This is a genomic window from Goodfellowiella coeruleoviolacea (assembly GCF_024171785.1).
In the GTDB taxonomy this organism is placed as follows: Bacteria; Actinomycetota; Actinomycetes; order Mycobacteriales; family Pseudonocardiaceae; genus Goodfellowiella; species Goodfellowiella coeruleoviolacea.
The window spans coordinates 47,633-67,057 of the sequence record NZ_JAMTCK010000019.1 but is presented as its reverse complement, the minus strand read 5'-3'; the positions used below and the strand labels follow the sequence as shown (position 1 = coordinate 67,057).

Below are 19,425 nucleotides of genomic sequence, written 5' to 3'. Positions count from 1 at the left end.
GCGCAGGCCCATTCGGGTGAGAAGACGGGGTGCGGGGTGAGCTTCGCCGCGCCCCCTGGTTGATCGGGTCAGGTTTCGCGATCACGCACGGCGCGAGTGCGCCTGTGGCCCAGCGCGGGATCGCCGCGCGGTGACCGACCGCCGCGCACCTGATCTGTAACCAGTTGGGGTTGGACACACGATCGCGCGTGGATTTCGGGTCGGGGGCCCGGAAAGCGTTTTGGGCTGTGGTGGAGGAATTGTTCAGCGGGCGTGGGGGGCGCGGTCGTAGATGGAGTCCGGATCGCGCACGTATTGCTGCAACTCGTTCACCACCGGGCAGGGCCACGGCTCACGGACCCATCGGCCCTGTTCCCACGTGGGGGCGCAGCCCAGGCACATGCCGTAGAGGTCGCGCTTGTGGTTGATGATCGCGCCGCGAATGGCGGCGACCAGGCGGGGCACCTCGCTGCGGGCGACCTCGGCGACGACCTCGTCGCCGTGGTCACTGTCGGCGATCAGATACTCCACTTCGGACAGATAGCCGGTCATGTCCTGCTTGAGCAGGTCCTGCGCGCGAGCGAGCGCGTCGGAGATCGGGGTCACGGTTCCCTCCCAGCTCAGGGGCTGTTGGTGGGATATGACGGTGGCATCGCCGGCCTGATTTGTGCAACAAGGCAGATTGCTTTTGGGCAGAACTTCACCCGATCAGGTGGTAGCTCTTCGGTTACGCTGAGCACATGGTGCAGGGCAAGTCACCCGGCGTGCGACGCCGCCTCCTCGGCAAGGAACTGGCCAAGCTCCGCAAGGAAGCCGGGCTGGAGTTCGAGCACGTGATCGACGAGTTGGGCTTCTCAAAGTCGAAAATCAGCCGCATCGAATCCGGTGCCATCGGCGTGTCCATAGTAGACGCGAAGGCACTGGCCCAGCTGTACGGGGCTGACCAGAAGAAGACCGACTGGCTGGTGCGGTTGGTCCGCGTCGCAAAGCAGCGCGGTTGGTGGCACTGCTACATGGACGTCGTGGTTGACTGGTTTTTCGACTACGTGTCGTTGGAAGCGGAAGCCGGTGCGCTGGACTCCTTTCACATCGACCTGATTCCGGGTCTGTTCCAGACCTCGACGTACGCGCGCTTGTTGATGCGTTCCGGGGCGCCGGATGCGGCTGACGAGCTTGTTGAGAAGCGGGTGGACCTGCGGCTGTCGCGGCAGAAGCGGGTGCACGACGGTGATCTCAAAGTCTGGTCGATCATTGACGAGGCGGCACTGCGCCGCGCCGTCGGCGGAACCGACGTGCAGCTCGCGCAACTGCTGCATCTGCGCAAGATGGCCGAGTTGTCCAATGTCACGTTGCAACTGTTGCCCTTTGCCAAGGGGCAGCACATCGCGATGGGTACTTCGTTCAGTTATCTCAAGTTCGCGGACTACCCGAGCGTTGTGTACGTCGACACCCTTACCGGTGGCCTCTACCTTGATGACGAGCCGGACGTGAGCCGGTATAGCTTGGCCCTTGACCATCTTCGAGCCAGCGCGTTGGACCCCAGCGAGTCATTCGGGCTGCTGGATCGAGTGATCGCCGAATTGTGAGGTGTGCTGGATGCGAGTCAACGACCTGTCCAACGTGATTTGGCGCAAGAGCAGCCGGAGCAACACCCAGGGAGCCGAGTGCGTCGAGTTGGGATCGGGTGGCGGGCTGGTGGGGGTGCGGGACAGCAAGAATCGGGGTGGTGGGGTGCTGGTGTTCGGTGGTGACGCCCTGACACGGTTTTTGGTGGCCGCCAAGCAGGGTGACTTTGATCTTTGCTGATCGGGGCCGAACGGGCCGGTAGGGGGCGGCCACGCTGGGTACGCCGGTAGCCTTCCGCGACGTGCCTGCCAAGCTCAACGGCCCTACCGAACAGATAGGTAAGGGCGCGATCGCACCGCCCCGTCCCAGTCGCGTCGAACCGGTTTCCGTCGGTGAACTCGCGACGCTGGCCGACGCGCTGCTGACCACGCCCGGACGCGCCGACGTGGTGGTGACCGGTGCGACGCTGCGCGCCCAGCACGTCCGCCGGGGTGACCTGTTCGCCGCGTTGCCCGGGGCCCGGGTGCACGGCGCGGACTTCGCCGGGGACGCGCTCGCCGCCGGTGCCGCGGCCATCCTCACCGACGAGGCCGGCGCGCGGCGGCCCGCGATCCGCGACGCCGAGGAGGTGCGCGACGGCCAGGTGCCGGTGCTCATCCACCGCGACCCGCGCGCCGTGGTCGGCGAACTGGCGGCCCGCATCTACGGCAACCCCTCGCGTCACCTGGACGTGTGGGGCGTGACCGGCACCTCCGGCAAGACCACCACCACCTACCTGATCGAGTCGGCGCTGGCCGCCGACGGGCACGACACCGGGCTGATCGGCACGGTGGAGACGCGCATCGCCGGACAGCGGCTGGACAGCGCGTTCACCACGCCGGAAGCGCCCGACCTGCAGGCGCTGCTGGCGGTGATGCTGGAGCGCGGGGTGACCGCGGTGGTCATGGAGGTCTCCAGCCACGCGCTGGCGCTGGGGCGGGTCGCCGGCACCCACTTCGCGGTGGGCGCGTTCACCAACCTGTCCCAGGACCACCTGGACTTCCACCAGGACATGGAGGACTACTTCCAGACCAAGGCCGCGCTGTTCGACGGTCGCGCCGACGTCGAGGTCGTGTGCGTGGACAGCGAGTGGGGCCGCCGGCTGGTCAAGCCGACCACGGTGACCGTGGCGACGGTGCCGCCGGGCCAGGACGACGCTGACGAGCCGGGCCCCACCTGGGTGGCCGAGGACGTGGTGGTGTCGCCGACCGGGGAGCAGACGTTCACCGCGGTCAACGCCGCGGCCGGGCTGAGCCTGCCGATCGGCATCGCGCTGCCCGGGTCGTTCAACGTGGCCAACGCCCTGCTGGCGGTGGGCTGCCTGCACGCCATGGAGGTCGGGCCGGACGCGATCGTGCGGGGACTCGCCGCCGCGCGGGTGCCCGGTCGGATGGAGCGGGTGGACGCCGGGCAGGATTTCACCGCGGTGGTCGACTACTCGCACAAGCCGGCGGCCGTCGCGGTGGCCCTGGACGCGGTGCGTGCGCGAGCAACTGGCAGGGTGATCGTGGCACTGGGTTGCGGTGGCGACCGGGACACGGCCAAGCGCCCGATCATGGGTGAGGCCGCGGCTCGCCGCAGTGACCTGCTGGTTGTCACCGACGACAACCCGCGCAGCGAGGACCCGGCCGCGATCAGGCAGGCCATGCTCGCTGGTGCGCTCGCCGTGCCCGAGACCGAGCGCGGCGAGGTCATCGAGGTTGGCGACCGCAGGCAGGCGATCCGCCGGGCGGTCGCCGAGGCAGGGCCGGGCGATGTCGTCGTCATCGCCGGCAAGGGACATGAGACCGGCCAGGAGGTCGCAGGGGTGGTGCATCCGTTCTCGGATCGCGACGAGTTGGCCGCGGCGATCCGCGCCACGCTGGGCGCGGACAACCCGGGTGCCAACGGCAGCAACGCCAACGGCGGCGACGCCAGCGGCAGCAACGAGGAGACGCCGTGATCCCGCTGACGCTGGCGGACATCGCCACGGCCGTCGGAGGACGGCTGCACAACACCGACGGCTCCCCGGTGGTCACCGGGAGCGTCGAGTTCGACTCGCGCCGCGTCGGCCCCGGTGGGCTGTTCGTGGCGGTGCCCGGGGAACGCGTGGACGGGCACGACTTCGCCGAGGCCGCGCTGCGCGCCGGCGCGGTCGGCGTGCTGGCCGCCCGCGAGGTGCCCGGGCCCGCGGTGATCGTGCCGCCGGTCTCCGACGCGCACACCCGGGCGCTGGCGCTCACCGGCGACCGGGACGGCAGCGGCGCCGCGGTGCTGGCCGGGCTGGCCAGCCTGGCCAGGGCCGTGGTGGACCGGCTCGCGCCGACCGGGCTCACCGTGGTCGGGGTGACCGGCTCGTCCGGCAAGACCTCCACCAAGGACCTGATCGCGCAGCTGCTCGGCGAGTTGGGGCCGACCGTGGCGCCGCCCGGGTCGTTCAACAACGAGCTGGGCCACCCGTGGACCGCGCTGCGCGCCGACGCGCACACCCGGCACCTGGTGCTGGAGCTGTCCGCGCGCGGCACCGGGCACATCGCCGCGCTGTGCCGGACCGCGCCGCCCCGGATCGGGGCGGTGCTCAACGTGGGCAGCGCGCACCTGGGCGAGTTCGGCTCGCGGGAGGGCATCGCCCGCGCCAAGGGTGAGCTGGTCGAGGCGCTGCCCTCGGCCGCCGACGGCGGGGTGGCCGTGCTCAACGCGGACGACCCGCTCGTCGCGGCCATGGCCAGCCGCACCAGTGCCCGGGTGGTGCTGGTCGGCCAGGACCCCAAGGCCGAGGTGCGCGCCGAGGACGTGGTGCTCGACGAGGTGGCCAGGGCCAGCTTCACCCTGGTCACCCCGCAGGGCAGCGCACCGGTGCGGCTGACCCTGCACGGCGCGCACCACGTGGGCAACGCCCTGGCCGCCGCCGCCGTCGCCCTGGAGCTGGGCGCCGACGTGGCCCAGGTGGCCGCCCGGCTGTCCGCGGCGCAGCGGGTGTCGGCCAGGCGGATGGAGGTCACCACCCGCCCCGACGGGGTGACCGTGCTCAACGATTCGTACAACGCCAACCCGGAGTCCGTGCGGGCCGCGCTCAAGACGCTGGCCGCCATGGCGCGGGCGGGCGGTCCACGGGGGCGGCGACGCTCCTGGGCCGTGCTCGGCCTGATGGGCGAGCTCGGCGAGCAGAGCACCGCGGCGCACGACGAGATCGGACGCCTCGCGGTGCGCCTAGACATCAGTCGGCTGGTTGTCGTCGGCGAGCAAGCGCGGCCGATGCACCAAGGAGCGAGCCTGGAGGGCTCGTGGGGAGAGGAGTCGGTACTGGTGCCGGACGTCGATGCCGCGATCGCGCTGCTGCGCGAACAGGTGCGGCCGGATGACGTCGTGTTGGTGAAGGCGTCCAAGTCCGAGGCGCTGTGGCGGGTGGCCGACGCCCTGCTGGCCGGGCAGGACGGTGAGCCGGCGTGATCAGCATTCTCATCGCGGCCGCGGCCGCGTTGTTCGTCTCGATCCTGCTCACGCCCTACCTGATCCGGGTGTTCTCCAGGCAGGGCTTCGGCCAGGAGATCCGCGAGGAGGGGCCGCAGGGCCACAAGGCCAAGCGGGGCACGCCCACCATGGGTGGGGTGGCCATCCTGGTCGCCATGTGGGCCGGCTACCTGGCCGCCCACCTGTACAACCGGTTCTCCACCCCGCAGGGCCGGGAGCCCAGCGCCTCCGGGCTGCTGGTGCTGCTGCTGACCTCCGGGCTGGGCCTGGTCGGGTTCCTCGACGACTTCATCAAGATCCGCAAGCAGCGCAACCTGGGGCTGAACAAGACCGCCAAGCTGGTCGGCCAGTTCGTCGCCACCATCGCGTTCGCCATCCTGGCGACCCGGTTCCCGGACAGCAGGGGCCTGACCCCGGCGTCGGTGAACCTGTCGTTCGTGCGGGACATCGCCGTGGTGTCCTTCGGCATCATCGGCTTCATCGTGTTCTGCTACGCGGCGGTCAGCGCGTGGTCGAACGCGGTGAACTTCACCGACGGCCTGGACGGCCTGGCCGGCGGCTCGTCCGCGATGGTGCTGGCCACCTACACGGTGGTGTGCTTCTGGCAGTTCCGCTACGACTGCAAGACCCTGGTGCTGGCCGGCTGCTACGAGGTGCGCGACCCGCTGGACCTGGCCGTGATCGCCGCCGCCGCCATGGGCGGCTGCCTCGGCTTCCTGTGGTGGAACGCGGCACCGGCCAAGATCTTCATGGGGGACACCGGCTCGCTGGCCCTGGGCGGCCTGGTCGCCGGGCTGTCCATCACCACCCGCACCGAGCTGCTGATGATCGTGATCGGTGGCCTGTTCGTGGTCGAGATGATGTCGGTGGTGATGCAGATCGCGATCTTCAGGGCCACCCGGCGCCGCATCTTCCGGATGGCCCCGTTCCACCACCACTTCGAGTTGGCCGGCTGGGCGGAAACCACCGTCATCATCCGGTTCTGGCTGCTCGCCGGCGTCTGCTGCATGTTCGGCCTCGGCCTGTTCTACAGCGAGTGGCTCACCGCGTCGGGAGGCTGACCCAGGTGAACAACCCCCAGGTGGACCCGGCGGCCAGTGCCGGTGGGACCGGCCCCGCTCCGGTCGTCCCCGAGCTGCTGGCCGGCCGGCACGTGCTGGTCGCCGGCGCCGGGGTGACCGGCCGGTCGGCGACCAGGGCGCTGCTGGCCGCCGGCGCCCAGGTCACCGTGACCGACGGCGCCGCCGAGCGGCTGGACGGCCTGCGCGACCAGTTGCGCGCCGACCTGGGCGGCGAGCGGGCCGAGGCGGTGGCGCTGCGCGTCGGACTGACCGAGCCGCCCGCCGGGGTGGACCTGGTGGTGACCAGCCCGGGGTGGCGGCCGAGCAGCCCACTGCTGGCCGCCGCCTCGGCGCGCGGCGTCGAGGTGATCGGCGAGGTCGAGCTGGCGTGGCGGATCTCCGCCGCGCTGCCCGAGCCGCCCCGCTGGCTCGCGGTCACCGGCACCAACGGCAAGACCACCACGGTCAGCATGCTGGAGTCGATCCTGCGGGCCGCTGGGCTGGACGCGGTGGCCTGCGGCAACGTCGGCCTGCCCGTGGTGGACGCGGTGCTGGCCGGCCACCGGGTGCTCGCCGTGGAGCTGTCCAGCTTCCAGCTGTACTGGTCGCCGTCGGTGGCCCCGGCCGCCGGGGTGCTGCTCAACGTCGCCGAGGACCACCTGGACTGGCACGGCACCATGGCCGACTACGTGGCGGCCAAGGCGCGGGTGCTCACCGGCGAGGTGGCCGTGGCCGGGGTGGACGACCCGCTGGTCGCCGACCTGCTCGCGGCCGCGCCCGCCGCCCGTCGGGTGGGCGTCACCCTGGGCGAGCCGGGTCCCGGCCAGCTGGGCGTGGCCGGTGACGTGCTGCTCGACCGGGCCTTCACCGCCGATCCCGCCCAGGGCGAGGCGCTGATCCCGGTCGAGCGGGTCCGCCCGGCCGGGCCGCCCGGGGTGTTCGACGCGCTGGCCGCGGCGGCGCTGGCCAGGGCGGCCGGCGTGCCCTCGGCGGCGGTGCGGGACGGACTGGCCGCGTTCCAGCCCGTGGCGCACCGCGCCGAACTGGTCGCCGAGCACGCGGGCGTGCGCTACGTCAACGACTCCAAGGCGACCAACCCGCACGCCGCCGCCGCGTCGCTGGCCGGCTACGCCAGCGCGGTGTGGCTGGCCGGCGGTGATCTCAAGGGCGCCTCCCAGGACGCGATCGACGAGCTGGTGCTCAGCGTGGCCGACCGGCTACGCGGCGTGGTGCTGTTGGGCAAGGACCGCAACGTGATCGCCGCCGCGCTGGCGCGACACGCGCCGAATGTCCCCGTTCGAGTGGTCGAACCGGGAGACGATGAGCCCATGACTACGGCGGTCCGCGCGGCGCTGGCAATGGCACGTCCGGGTGATGTTGTGCTGCTCGCCCCGGCAGCCGCCTCCTGGGACATGTTCACCGACTACCCGCACCGGGGGCGCGTGTTCACCCAGGCCGTGCACGAGCTGACCCGGCCCGGGGGTCCTGGGCACTCCCAGGCCAGGTGAGCTGACGTGGCACGGCGACCGGCGGGAGCCGGTGCCAGGCGGATCGCCGCCCTGCGCACCGCGCTGACCGGGTGGCTGGGGCGTCCCCTCGCCGACTTCCACCTGCTGCTCGCGGTGTTCGGCCTGCTCACCGCGCTGGGGCTGGTGATGGTGCTGTCCGCGTCCTCGCCCACGTCGGTGTCCTCGACCGGCTCGGCCTACTCGGTGTTCGCCAAGCAGGCCGTGTTCGCCTGCGTCGGCCTGGTCGCGTTCTACGTGGGGCTGCGCGTGCCGCTGCGCCGCATCCGCGCGCTGTCCGCCCCGGCCCTGCTGGTCTGCCTGGTCCTGCTGGTGCTGGTGCTGACCCCGTTGGGCACCGAGGCCGGCGGCGCCCGGTCCTGGTTCACCGTCCTGCCCGGGGTGTCCTTCCAGCCCATCGAGGTGGCCAAGGTGGCGCTGGCCCTGTGGGGCGCGCACGTGCTGGTCACCAAGCGCGCCATGCTGCACCAGTACCGGCACCTGCTGGTGCCGCTGGTGCCGGTGGCGCTGATCATGTTCGCGCTGCTCATGCTCCAGCCGGACCTGGGCGGCACCATCACGCTGGTGGTGGTGCTGATCAGCCTGCTGTGGTTCGTGGGCGCGCCCATGCGGCTGTTCGCCGCGCTGGCCGCCGGCCTGGTGGTGGGCGTGGTCACCCTGGCGCTGGTCGCCGACTACCGCGAGGCCAGGGTGCTGGCCTTCCTCAACCCCGAGGCCGACCCGGACGCCAGCTTCCAGTCCGTGCAGGCCATCTACGCGCTGGCCTCGGGCGGGCTGTTCGGCAAGGGCCTGAGCCAGGGCACGGCCAAGTGGCAGTACCTGCCCCGGCCCACCGACGACTTCATCTTCGCGGTGATCGGCGAGGAACTGGGCCTGCTCGGCTGCGCGGTGGTGCTCGGCCTGTTCGCGCTGCTGGCGGTGACCGGGCTGCGCATCGCCAGCCGCAACACCGACCCGTGGATCCGGCTGGTCAGCGGCACGCTCACGGTGTGGCTGGTGGCCCAGGCCGCCATCAACATCGGCTACGTGGTGCGGCTGCTGCCGGTCACCGGTATCACGCTGCCGCTGATCTCGGCCGGGGGCACCTCCATGGTGACCACCATGCTGGTGTTCGGCATCCTTGCCAACTGCGCGCGACACGAACCGGAGGCGGTGGCCGCGCTGCGCACGTTCGGACCCGGTCGCGTCGGCGGGCTGCTGCGTCTGCCGGCGACCGAGCCGTACCGGCCGCCGGCGCGCCGCCGCCCGGCCCGACCGTCCACGCCGCCCAAGCGGCCGGGGCGGCCGGCCGGGGTGTCCGGCCGCAGTGCGGCGCAGCTCATGGAGGAGCGATGGCGGGCGGGCCGATCCGCCCCGCCGTCGGACTACCGTCGCCGCGGCGCGCGGCGCACGGGACAACAACGTTCCGCCCGTGGCCGGGGCAGTGCCGGCTACACCAGCCGAGACCGGGACAGCGGTCGGGGCAGCGGCAGCGGCGACTCCGGTCGCTACGGCTACGGGCGCACAGCAGAAGGAGGAAACCGGTGAACGGGCAGGTCCAGCAGGGGGGACCGTGCGTGGTGGTGGCCGGAGGGGGCACCGCCGGGCACATCGAACCGGCCCTGGCGCTGGCGGACGCGGTCCGCCGCTTGCGCCCCGACGCCCGCGTGGTCGCGTTGGGCACCGAGCGCGGACTGGAGAGCAAGTTGGTGCCCGCCCGCGGGTACCCGCTGGAACTCATCCCGCCGGTGCCGATGCCCCGCAAGCCAACCCCGGACCTGCTCAAGCTCCCGCTGCGGGTGCGGGGCGCGGTCAGGCACACCCGTGAGGTGCTGGAGCGGGTCGGCGCGGACGTGGTGGTCGGGTTCGGCGGCTACGTGGCGCTGCCCGCCTACCTGGCGGCCCGCGGCCGGGTGCCGATCGTGGTGCACGAGGCCAACGCGCGCGCCGGCCTGGCCAACAAGGTGGGGGCCAGGTTTGCCGAGCGGGTGGCCGCGGCCGTGCCGGACAGCGGCCTGCCGAACGCCGAGGTGATCGGCATCCCGCTGCGCGAGTCCATCACCAGCCTGGACCGGGCGGCGCTGCGCGCCCAGGCCCGCGCCCACTTCGGCCTGCACCCGGACGCGCCCACGCTGCTGGTGTTCGGCGGCTCGCAGGGCGCGCGCACGATCAACAACGCGGTGTCCGGGGCGGCCGTGGAGTTCGCCCGCGCCGGCGTGGGCGTGCTGCACGCGCACGGCCCGAAGAACACCCTGGTGGTGCAGGGCGTGCCGGGCAGCCCGCCGTACGTGGCCGTGCCCTACCTGGAGCGGATGGACCTGGCCTACGCCGCGGCCGACGCGGTGCTGTGCCGTTCCGGCGCGATGACCGTGGCCGAGGTGTCCGCGGTCGGCCTGCCCGCGGTGTACGTGCCGCTGCCGATCGGCAACGGCGAGCAGGCGTTCAACGCCAAGCCGGTGGTGGACGCCGGCGGCGCGCTGCTGGTGCCGGACGCCGAGCTGACCTCGCAGAAGGTCGTCGACGAGGTGGTGCCCATGCTGACCGACCGGTCCCGGCTGGCCGCCATGAGCGCCGCGGCCCAGCAGGGCGGGCACCGGTCGGCCGGCGAGGTGCTGGCCCGTACCGTGCTTGAGGTAATCCGGAAGTGAGACACGTGCGAACGCGCCGGCCGCGGGCGAGCGGCCGGCCGGGCAGGAGGGGGGACCGGTGACCGACGTGTTGTCCCGGGTGCACCTGGTGGGCATCGGCGGGGCCGGGATGAGCGGCATCGCCCGCATCCTGCTGGCCAGGGGAGCCGCCGTGGCCGGCTCCGACGCCAAGGACTCGCGGACCGTGCTGGCGCTGCGCGCGCAGGGCGCGACCATCGCCGTGGGACACCGGGGCGCCAACCTGGACCAGCTGCCCGGCGGCCCGACCGCGGTGGTGGTGTCCACGGCGATCCGCGAGGACAACCCGGAGCTGGTCGAGGCCAGGCGGCGGGGCGTCACCGTGCTGCGCCGGGCCGAGGCGCTGGCCGCGCTGATGTCCGGCCACCGGGTGGCCTGCGTGGCCGGCACGCACGGCAAGACCTCGACTACGTCCATGCTCACCGTGGCGCTGCAGCACTGCCGGATGGACCCGTCCTTCGCCATCGGCGGCGACCTCAACGAGTCCGGCGCCAACGCCCACCAGGGCAGCGGCGGCATCTTCGTGGCCGAGGCCGACGAGAGCGACGGGTCGTTCCTGGTGTTCTCCCCGTCGGTGGCGGTGGTGACCAACGTGGAGGCCGACCACCTCGACCACCACGGCACGGTCGAGGCCTACACCGCGGTGTTCGACTCGTTCGCCGAGCGGATCGCGCCGGACGGGGTGCTCATCGCCTGCGCCGACGACCCGGGTGCGGCCGCACTGGCCGACCGGGTGGAGCGGCGGGGCGTGCGGGTCCGCCGCTACGGCCGCACAGCCGGTGGGCCGGACGACGCCCGGCTGCTGGACTACCGCGCCGAGGGCGGCGGCGGGCTGGCCCGGGTGGAGCTGGCCGGCGAGGTGGTGGACGTGCGGGTGGCCGTGCCCGGTGAGCACATGGCCGACAACGCCGTGGCCGCGCTGCTGGCCGGTGTCGAGCTGGGCGCGCCGCGCGGCGAGCTGCTGGACGGGCTGGCCGCGTTCGGCGGGGTGCGCCGGCGGTTCGAGTACAAGGGCAGGGCCGGCAGCATCCGGGTCTACGACGACTACGCCCACCACCCCACCGAGGTGGCCGCGCAGCTGCGCGCGGTCCGCCCGGTCGCCGAGGACGGCCGGGTCGTGGTGGTGTTCCAGCCGCACCTGTACTCGCGCACCCGCGAGTTCGCCGCCGCGTTCGGCACCGCGCTCGGCCTGGCCGACGAGGTCGTGGTGCTCGACGTGTACGGCGCCAGGGAGGACCCGGAGCCCGGGGTGACCGGCGCGCTGGTGGCCGACGCCGTGCCGCTGCCCGCCGAGCGGGTGCACTACGAGCCCTCGTTCGACCGGGTGCCCGCGCTCGTGGCCGACCTGGCCGAGGCGGGTGACCTGGTGCTGACCATGGGGGCGGGCGACGTGACGCTGCTCGGCCCGGAACTGGTCAGCGCGCTGGCCAGGGCCGGCTGGGGCGAGCCGGTGGCGCCCGGCAGCCTCCCCGAGGAGGCCACCATCCCGGGCACCGGCGTGGCGGGCACCGGAGCGCGGCGGGCATGAGCGCCCCGGTCCGCGGTCGCGACACCGGCCGGGCCAGGCGTCCGGCCGGCCGTGGCGCGGGCCGCGTCCCCGGCGCCCGCCGGGGCGGTGCCCGGGCCGGCCGGACGGCGGGGAAGGCGGGTTCGAGCCGGGCCCGGCGGCTGGCCCGCCGCCGGACCCTGCTCCGCCGCTGGGTGCTGCTGCTCGTGGCGGTGGCCCTGGTCGGCGCGGGCATCGCCGTGCTGTTCACCCCCCTGTTCGGAGTTCGCTCGATCGAGGTCGTCGGAATCCGGGACCTGGGCGAGGACCAGGTCCGCCGGGCCGCCGACATCACCATGGGCACGCCCATGGCCCGGCTGGACACCGACGGCATCAGCGCGCGCGTCGGTGAGCTGCCCAGGGTCGCGTCGGTGCGGGTGGAGCGGTCGCTGCCGGGCACGGTCCGGCTGCTGATCACCGAGCGCACCCCGGTGGGCGTGGTCAAGGCCGCGGACGGGGTGCACCTGGTGGACGGCACCGGCAAGGACTACGCCCGGGTGCCCGAGGCGCCCGCCGGCCTGCCCGAACTGCACCTGACCAGGGCGGCACCCGACGATCCGGGCACCAGGGCGGTGGTCGAGGTGCTCGCGGCGCTCACCGACAAGCTGCGGCCCGAGGTGCTCGCGGTGACCGCGCAGACCGGGGCGGACGTGACGCTGACCCTGTCCGCGGGCCGGCAGGTGCGGTGGGGCGACGCGACCGACTCGGCCCGCAAGGCCGCCATCCTGCAGGTCCTGCTCACCAAGAAGGGCAAGGTCTACGACGTGTCCACCCCGGACCTGCCGACCGTCTCCTGACCGACCAGCGCCGCGGCGCCGCCCTCACCCGGTGTCGCGCCCCGGCCGGCCGGTCCCCGGCCGGTGGTCACCTGGTCAGCCGATGTGCGTCCGGAGTGGACACGGCGCGCCCACCAGACCCCTGTTGAGGCGCCAGGGGCGCCTGTGGTGGCTGTGACAAGTGTTACTAACGTGCCGAACGGCTGCCCGTTCCGCCCACTTCGCCGTGGCGCGGCGGGCAGGCCGACCACTTGTCCACCCTGACCTTCCTGACCTTCTGAGGACCCTTCGTGACCATCAAGTCCCGCCCCCTCGCCGCGTGCCGCCCGTGCCGTCCGGTGGCCTCCGTGCCGCCGATCGCCCTGGTCATCCCCTGTGCGATGACCAGGGCCAACCCCCAGGTATGCCCCTGGTGCGGGGTGGCGCCGGTGCGGCCGATCTGCCCGCACTGCGGGGCCAGGAACTGACCGGGGGCCGGCGCGAGCGGGGAGGAGCAACCGCGGGGGAGCAGGCGCGAATCGAACTTCCTGTGACGGGTCGACGATCAGCACCGGCCGCGACCACTAGGCTGAAGCGGGGCGCGGTCTGCGGTGGTCGCGGTGTGCGGCGTCGCGTGGCCGAATGACGTGCGACAACACTCGGCGTGGCTGCTGGACCGGCGCATCCGCGGTGCCTACCGTCCAGCAGCGACAAACGGGGTTGACACAACCCTGAACCTCTTGTTGAGGTTTAGGGTTCACGTTCCGTGCATCGGGTGGGCCGGGCAGTGATGTCTGGACCGGACAGTGATGTCTCTGGCCGGCACGGTAGCCACCGCAGCACAGAGCAGGACCCACGATCAGGAAGGCGGATCCGATGACGCCCCCGCACAACTACCTCGCGGTGATCAAGGTCGTCGGCATCGGCGGTGGCGGCGTCAACGCCGTCAACCGCATGATCGAGGTCGGGCTCAAGGGCGTCGAGTTCATCGCGGTCAACACCGATGCCCAGGCGCTGTTGATGTCCGACGCCGACGTCAAGCTTGACATTGGCCGGGAACTGACCCGAGGGCTGGGCGCCGGGGCCAACCCCGAAGTCGGCCACAAGGCCGCCGAGGACCACCGCGAGGAGATCGAAGAAGTCCTCAAGGGCGCCGACATGGTTTTCGTGACCGCCGGTGAGGGTGGTGGCACCGGGACCGGTGGCGCCCCGGTGGTCGCCTCGATCGCCCGCAAGCTCGGCGCGCTGACCATCGGCGTGGTCACCAGGCCGTTCTCCTTCGAGGGCAAGCGGCGGGCCAAGCAGGCCGAGGACGGCATCCAGGAGCTGCGCAACGAGTGCGACACGCTCATCGTCATCCCCAACGACCGGCTGCTCCAGCTCGGCGACATCGGCGTGAGCCTGATGGACGCCTTCCGGTCCGCGGACGAGGTGCTGCTGTCCGGTGTTCAGGGCATCACCGACCTGATCACCACGCCCGGTCTGATCAACCTGGACTTCGCCGACGTGAAGAGCGTGATGTCGGGCGCGGGCAGCGCGCTGATGGGCATCGGCTCGGCGCGCGGGGAGGGCAGAGCCGTGCAGGCCGCGCAGAAGGCGATCAACTCGCCGCTGCTGGAGGCGTCCATGGAGGGCGCGCACGGCGTGCTGCTGTCCATCGCGGGTGGCTCCGACCTCGGTTTGTTCGAGATCAACGAGTCGGCCTCGCTGGTGCAGGAGTCGGCCCACCCGGACGCGAACATCATCTTCGGAACGGTGATCGACGACTCGCTGGGCGACGAGGTCCGGGTGACGGTGATCGCGGCCGGCTTCGACGGCGGCGGTCCCACGCACAAGAAGCTCGAACCCCAGGCGGTGACCTCGCGCGAGCCGGCCACGTCCGGCGAGTCCGGCCCGGCCGGCGGCGGTGCGGCCGAGACCGCCGCGCAGTCGACTGGTCAGTCAGCCCAGCCTGCGCCCGCCGGCGTGAGCGGGGACCAGACGGCGCCACCGGCGGGCGGGACCATCCCGAGGTACGTGCCACCGCCCGGCCCGCACACGCCTCCCCCGGGCAGCGGCGGACTCGGCGGCGGTGGTCTGACCAACGGGCTCGGCGGCGGCTTCGGTAGTCACCGTCAGCCGCAGACCCCACCCCCGACCGGCACCGGCCTGACCGGCCGGCCCGCCGGGCCTGACGACCCCGATGACGAAGTGGATGTCCCGCCGTTCATGCGCCGATAATCACCCGTTCGGCGGTACTCGGGACCGGAGTTATCCACAGGGGCCAGACTTTGTCCACAGGCTGGCCCCACGTCGTGTTGTGCAGGCCGGCTGACGGATAGGCTGGACCTGGGGTCGCCCCCCAGGGAGGGCGGGGGCTGGCCTGGGGCGTTCGATCGGCGGGGGTGTGGTCGGATCGGGCGCGACTGGTGTGACCTGGCGCGACGCCGTCTGCCGTCGGCCGCGTCGGGGTGAGGTGAAGGGGCACGTTGCGCGTTCGTCGGATCGTCACCACCAGGGCGGGTGGTCAGTCCAAGCCGCCCTATGACTCGTTCAACCTCGGCGACCATGTGGGCGACGACCCGCGTGATGTGGCGGCCAACCGGCGGCGTCTGGCCGAGGGCGTCGGACTGGATGTCGAGCGCCTGGTCTGGATGGAACAGGTGCACGGGCGCACCGTCACCGTGGTGGACACACCCAGTCAGACTCCGATCGAGGCGACTGACGGGCTGGTGACCGCCACGCCTGGGCTCGCGCTGGTCGTGCTGGTGGCCGACTGCGTGCCGGTGCTGCTGGCCGATCCGGTGGCCGGGGTGGTCGGCGCGGTTCACGCCGGCCGGGTGGGAGCCCGCGTCGGTGTGCTGCCGGCCGCGCTGGCGGCGATGACCGCGGCGGGCGCCCGCGTGGACCGGATCGAGGCCCTGCTCGGCCCGTCCGTGTGCGGCCAGTGCTACGAGGTGCCCTCGGCCATGCGCGACGACGTCGAGGCCCACCTGCCCGGCAGCGCCAGCCGCACCCGGGCCGGTCGGCCCGGCCTCGACCTGCGCGCCGGTCTGTGGAACCAGTTGGCCGCCGCCGGCGTCGCCCGGATCGGCGTCGACCCCCGGTGCACGGTGGAGGACCACAGCCTGTTCAGCTTCCGCCGGGACGGCAACACCGGCCGGCTCGCCGCGGTGACCTGGTTCGAGCCCGACGACGAGCCCGGCGGTGACCAGCCCGGGAGCGACCAGTCCGGCGGTGACCAGCCCGGGAGCGACCAGCCCGGCGGCGGTGGGACCGGCGGCGGTGGGGCGGACCGGTCGGGGGCGAGCGCGTGAGCACCCCGTCGGACCACGCCGCCGAGGCTGGCCAGCGCACGGCGGACCGGCGCGCCGAGTTGGCCGGGGCACTGGCCCGGGTGCGCCAGGACATCGCCGAGGCCTGCGCCGCGGTCGGCCGCGACCCGGCCGAGGTCCGGCTGCTCGCGGTGACCAAGACCTTCCCCGCCACGGACGTGGCGTTGCTCACCGACCTGGGGCTGACCGACTTCGCGGAGAACCGCGACCAGGAGGCCGGTCCCAAGGCCGCCGAACTCGCCCGGCTGCGGCCCGGGGCGCGGGTGCGCTGGCACATGGTCGGCCGGCTGCAGCGCAACAAGGCCCGTTCGGTGCTGCACTGGGCCGACCAGGTGCAGTCGGTGGACTCCGTCCGGTTGGTCGAGGCACTGGCCAGGGCGGTGGCCGCGGCCAGGGAGGCCGGCCGGCGGCACGCGCCGCTGGAGGTGTTCGTGCAGGCCAGCATCGATGGCGACCCGAGCAGGGGCGGCTGCCCGCTGCCGGAGCTGCCCGAGCTGGCCAGCGCGGTGGTACGCCATTCGGAGCAGTTGACGTTGCGGGGAGTGATGGCGGTCGCACCCCGCGAGGCCAGGCCCTCGGACGCCTTCGCTGAGTTGGCGGAGGCATTTGACCGGCTACGTCACTACCATCCCGAGGCGACCGAACTCTCGGCCGGGATGAGCGGCGATTTCGCGGACGCGATCGCCCACGGGTCCACGTGCGTGCGTGTCGGAACAGCTTTGCTCGGGGGACGGCGGTTAGCCTCGCCCTAGCCGTTTGAGGGGCGTCATGGACGGGCACTACGTCGGTGACGGCGGGGGAGCCGCGAGGAGAGGGCTGGGCATGAGCGCGTTGCAGAAGCTGAAAGCCTACTTCGGGATGGTCCCCGCCGAAGACCTGGACGGCTACGAGGACGACAACGGCCGGTACGCCGACGACTACCGCGGAGAGTACCGGGGTGACTACGCGGCGGACGGCGCCGACTACTCCGCTTACCCCGAAAGAGGGGCCGGACGGCGCCGGCGTTCCGACTACCGGGCGGACCTCGCCGCGGACGCCGAGGACTACGACCCGGAGGCGCGGGGCCGTGCCCGGCGCGCCTGGAACGAGGATGCGCCGGTGCGCGGCGCACTCGCGGTCGACCCCGCCCGGGACGCGGTGACTAGGCTGCGCCCGGTGCAGGAACCGAACAACTACCCACTCGGCAGGATCATCCACCTGCACCCGCGCAGCTACCACGAGGCGCGCACCATCGGCGAGCACTACCGCGACGGCACTCCGGTGATCATGAACCTCACCGGAATGGATGACGCGGACGCCCGCCGGCTGGTCGACTTCGCCGCTGGTCTGGCGTTCGCGCTCCGCGGGGCGATGGACAAGATCACCAACAAGGTGTTCCTGATCTCACCGCCCAACATCGACGTGACCGCCGAGGACCGGCGCCGGCTTGCCGAGGGCGGGTTCCTCAACCACGGCTGACTGATGGCACAGTTGTGGGGTGGAACCAGTCCGGCTCGTCCTGTACTACGCGTTGTTCTTCTTCTGGCTACTCCTCACCGCGCGTGTCGTGGTAGAACTCGTTCGAGCGTTTGCGAGGGAGTGGCGTCCCGCAGGTGGTGTCGCGGTCACGTTGGAAACGATCTACACGGTGACCGATCCACCGGTCCGGTTGGCTCGTCGGGTGATTCCGATGGTCCGGATCGGCAGCGTCGGGCTGGACTTGTCGATTATGGTGCTCTTGCTGGTCGTGTTCATACTGATGCGACTGGCGTATCCCGGGTGACGGGGAACCCGGGTGCCTGCATCCGTGAGTGCGTGAGGTGATCTGATGGCGTTGACCCCCGCTGACGTGCACAACGTGGCGTTCAGCAAGCCTCCCATTGGCAAGCGGGGCTACAACGAGGATGAGGTGGACGCGTTCCTCGACCTGGTTGAGTCCGAGCTGGCCCACTTGATCGAGGAGAACAACGATCTGCGGCAGCAGGTCGAGCAACTCGACCAGCAGCTGCAGAGCACGCGGGCCGACCTGCACGACGCCAGGAGCAAGGCCGCCGCCAGCCCGGTCGCGTCCGCCCGGGTCGAGGAGCCCCGCCGGCTGTCTCCGGTTCCGCCACCCTCCGTGATGGAGCAGACCTCGCCCGGCGGCGGTGGCGACCACCACGTCCAGGCCGCCAAGGTGCTGGGACTGGCCCAGGAAATGGCCGACCGCCTGACCGGCGAGGCCAAGGCCGAGGCCGACAGCATGCTCGCCGAGGCCAGGACCAAGTCCGAGCAGCTGCTGTCCGAGGCCAGGACCAAGGCCGACGTCATGGTCAACGAGGCCAGGACGCGCGCGGACACCATGCTCAGCGACGCCAGGACCAGGGCGGACACCCTTGAGCGCCAGGCGCAGGAGAAGGCTACGGCGCTGACCAGGGATGCTCAGCGCAAGCACGCCGAGGTGATGAACAGCATCACCCAGGAGAAGGACGCTCTGGAGAAGCGCATCGACCAGATGCGCACCTTCGAACGCGAGTACCGGGTGCGGCTGCGCACCCTGCTGGAGTCGCAGCTGCGCGACCTTGAGGACCGCGGTCCCGCCGAGCCCTCTGACGGGCGGGCCGGCAAGCAGACCGGCGGTTACTCGTTCGGCGCCCGCGCCGAAGCCGGCTGATCCAGCACGTCACCATGGCCGGCGTGGTGGACCGGTCGGCCAGGGGCGGCACGTCGATCACGGCGAGCGGCCGGGCCTGGCCGCGGCACCTGATCGCGTTGCTGCTCGTGTTGGCCGCCGCGGCGTTCGTGGTGCTCGCGTTGACCACCGGACGGACCGCGTGGGCATGGGCCTCGATCGGGGCCAGTGCCGTGGTCGCGGTGGGACTGGTCGTTGACGCGGTGAGTCGCCGTCGGGCCGGGGATGTCTCCGGGGTGGAGCGTGCCCGGCCCGACGGTGGTTCGCCCGAACTGGCGGTGGGCCAGGCTGATCAGACCGACCAGGACGGGACCGCTCACCAGGACGAGGCCGCCGGCCGGGACGAGACCGCTGGCCGGTCGGGGACCGAGGCTGTCGAGCCCGCCGAGCCGGCTGGGCCCGGTGCGGCTGCGCGGCCTGTCGGGTCGGGGCGGGAAGCGGGCGCCGCGCTGGTGGACGCGGCCGGGGACGCCCCCGGGGGAGAGGACGCTCCCGAGGAGGACACCGACGCCGCTGACCTGCTGTTGGTCGCCGAGCTGACCGACGAGGTGCGTGTGGTGGACGAGCACCCGCGCTACCACCTGGCCAGCTGCCCGAACCTGGACGGACGCGTCAGCCTGCCGCTGCCGCTGCGCGAGGCCCGCGAGCTGGAGTTCACGCCGTGCGCCCGGTGTCGGCCGGACGCCACCCTGGCGGCCAGGCAGCGCCGTGCGGTCGGACACTGACGATTTGCCCCCACCGGCTACTCTGGACGCACAAGGCACTGATCCGGCCATCACCGGGGAGCCTCCGGAAGAACGGACGAATCGGGTGAGGCCCGAGGCGTCTCAGTAGAACCGGACGGGACCGGCCCGTCACAGCCGGTAACGAGAGGCCGTTGCCCGCAGGGGTGGC

Annotated in this window: 16 protein-coding genes and 2 pseudogenes; 17 read left to right on the top strand and 1 reads right to left on the bottom strand. The window is 72.5% G+C overall.

Going from position 1 to position 19,425, the window contains the following annotated elements:
- Positions 1 to 243: 243 nt before the first annotated feature.
- Positions 244 to 585: a hypothetical protein gene (locus LX83_RS32625; RefSeq protein ID WP_253778447.1), complete on the bottom strand. Its 342-nt coding sequence runs from the start codon at positions 583 to 585 to the stop codon at positions 244 to 246.
- Between the two features lie 134 nt (positions 586 to 719).
- Here LX83_RS32625 and LX83_RS32620 point away from each other — a divergent pair, with 134 nt between their 5' ends.
- The 17 genes and pseudogenes from LX83_RS32620 to LX83_RS32540 all read left to right on the top strand — a co-directional run bounded on the left by LX83_RS32620 (position 720) and on the right by LX83_RS32540 (position 19,256).
- Positions 720 to 1,565 (top strand): helix-turn-helix domain-containing protein, encoded by an 846-nt coding sequence (locus LX83_RS32620; protein WP_253778444.1) that lies wholly within the window; start codon positions 720 to 722, stop codon positions 1,563 to 1,565.
- Positions 1,566 to 1,575: 10 nt separating this feature from the next.
- Positions 1,576 to 1,785, top strand: coding sequence for a DUF397 domain-containing protein (locus LX83_RS32615; RefSeq protein ID WP_253778442.1), 210 nt, complete (start codon positions 1,576 to 1,578; stop codon positions 1,783 to 1,785).
- A 61-nt stretch (positions 1,786 to 1,846) separates the two neighbouring features.
- Positions 1,847 to 3,526, top strand: a complete 1,680-nt coding sequence (locus LX83_RS32610; protein ID WP_253778440.1) for a UDP-N-acetylmuramoyl-L-alanyl-D-glutamate--2,6-diaminopimelate ligase — start codon at positions 1,847 to 1,849, stop codon at positions 3,524 to 3,526.
- On the top strand, positions 3,523 to 5,013 hold the full coding sequence (locus LX83_RS32605; RefSeq protein WP_253778438.1) for a UDP-N-acetylmuramoyl-tripeptide--D-alanyl-D-alanine ligase: 1,491 nt from the start codon (positions 3,523 to 3,525) through the stop codon (positions 5,011 to 5,013). Before LX83_RS32610 ends, LX83_RS32605 begins: the two co-directional genes overlap by 4 nt.
- The gene (gene mraY / locus LX83_RS32600; protein WP_253778436.1) at positions 5,010 to 6,095 is read left to right on the top strand and encodes a phospho-N-acetylmuramoyl-pentapeptide-transferase; all 1,086 of its coding nucleotides are present in this window, start codon (positions 5,010 to 5,012) and stop codon (positions 6,093 to 6,095) included. The genes LX83_RS32605 and mraY overlap by 4 nt, the downstream gene beginning before the upstream one ends.
- A 74-nt stretch (positions 6,096 to 6,169) precedes the next feature.
- Positions 6,170 to 7,603 (top strand): UDP-N-acetylmuramoyl-L-alanine--D-glutamate ligase, encoded by a 1,434-nt coding sequence (gene murD, locus LX83_RS32595; protein ID WP_253778776.1) that lies wholly within the window; start codon positions 6,170 to 6,172, stop codon positions 7,601 to 7,603.
- 6 nt (positions 7,604 to 7,609) lie between these two features.
- Positions 7,610 to 9,148, top strand: a complete 1,539-nt coding sequence (gene ftsW / locus LX83_RS32590) for a putative lipid II flippase FtsW (protein ID WP_253778435.1) — start codon at positions 7,610 to 7,612, stop codon at positions 9,146 to 9,148.
- Positions 9,145 to 10,248, top strand: coding sequence for an undecaprenyldiphospho-muramoylpentapeptide beta-N-acetylglucosaminyltransferase (gene murG / locus LX83_RS32585; RefSeq protein ID WP_253778433.1), 1,104 nt, complete (start codon positions 9,145 to 9,147; stop codon positions 10,246 to 10,248). The genes ftsW and murG overlap by 4 nt, the downstream gene beginning before the upstream one ends.
- 58 nt (positions 10,249 to 10,306) lie before the next feature.
- A pseudogene (murC, locus tag LX83_RS32580) lies at positions 10,307 to 11,698 on the top strand (UDP-N-acetylmuramate--L-alanine ligase); the annotation flags it as partial.
- A 92-nt stretch (positions 11,699 to 11,790) separates the two neighbouring features.
- Complete coding sequence (locus tag LX83_RS32575; protein ID WP_253778431.1) at positions 11,791 to 12,609, top strand: cell division protein FtsQ/DivIB; 819 nt, start codon at positions 11,791 to 11,793, stop codon at positions 12,607 to 12,609.
- Positions 12,610 to 13,443: 834 nt separating this feature from the next.
- Positions 13,444 to 14,787, top strand: coding sequence for a cell division protein FtsZ (gene ftsZ, locus LX83_RS32570; RefSeq protein ID WP_253778429.1), 1,344 nt, complete (start codon positions 13,444 to 13,446; stop codon positions 14,785 to 14,787).
- Between the two features lie 248 nt (positions 14,788 to 15,035).
- Positions 15,036 to 15,734: pseudogene (gene pgeF / locus LX83_RS32565) on the top strand (peptidoglycan editing factor PgeF); the annotation flags it as partial.
- Between the two features lie 125 nt (positions 15,735 to 15,859).
- Positions 15,860 to 16,633 carry a YggS family pyridoxal phosphate-dependent enzyme gene (locus LX83_RS32560; protein WP_253778427.1) on the top strand — a complete coding sequence of 258 codons (774 nt, stop codon included), beginning with the start codon at positions 15,860 to 15,862 and terminating at the stop codon, positions 16,631 to 16,633.
- Positions 16,634 to 16,703: 70 nt separating this feature from the next.
- Positions 16,704 to 17,339, top strand: a complete 636-nt coding sequence (locus LX83_RS32555) for a cell division protein SepF (RefSeq protein WP_253778425.1) — start codon at positions 16,704 to 16,706, stop codon at positions 17,337 to 17,339.
- Between the two features lie 19 nt (positions 17,340 to 17,358).
- A complete protein-coding gene (locus tag LX83_RS32550; protein ID WP_253778423.1) occupies positions 17,359 to 17,643 on the top strand; it encodes a YggT family protein in 285 nt (94 codons plus the stop codon).
- 45 nt (positions 17,644 to 17,688) lie between these two features.
- Complete coding sequence (wag31, locus tag LX83_RS32545; protein WP_253778421.1) at positions 17,689 to 18,513, top strand: DivIVA-like cell division protein Wag31; 825 nt, start codon at positions 17,689 to 17,691, stop codon at positions 18,511 to 18,513.
- 14 nt (positions 18,514 to 18,527) lie between these two features.
- Entirely contained in the window at positions 18,528 to 19,256 is a 729-nt protein-coding gene (locus tag LX83_RS32540; protein ID WP_253778420.1) for a hypothetical protein, read from the top strand.
- Positions 19,257 to 19,425: the final 169 nt, after the last annotated feature.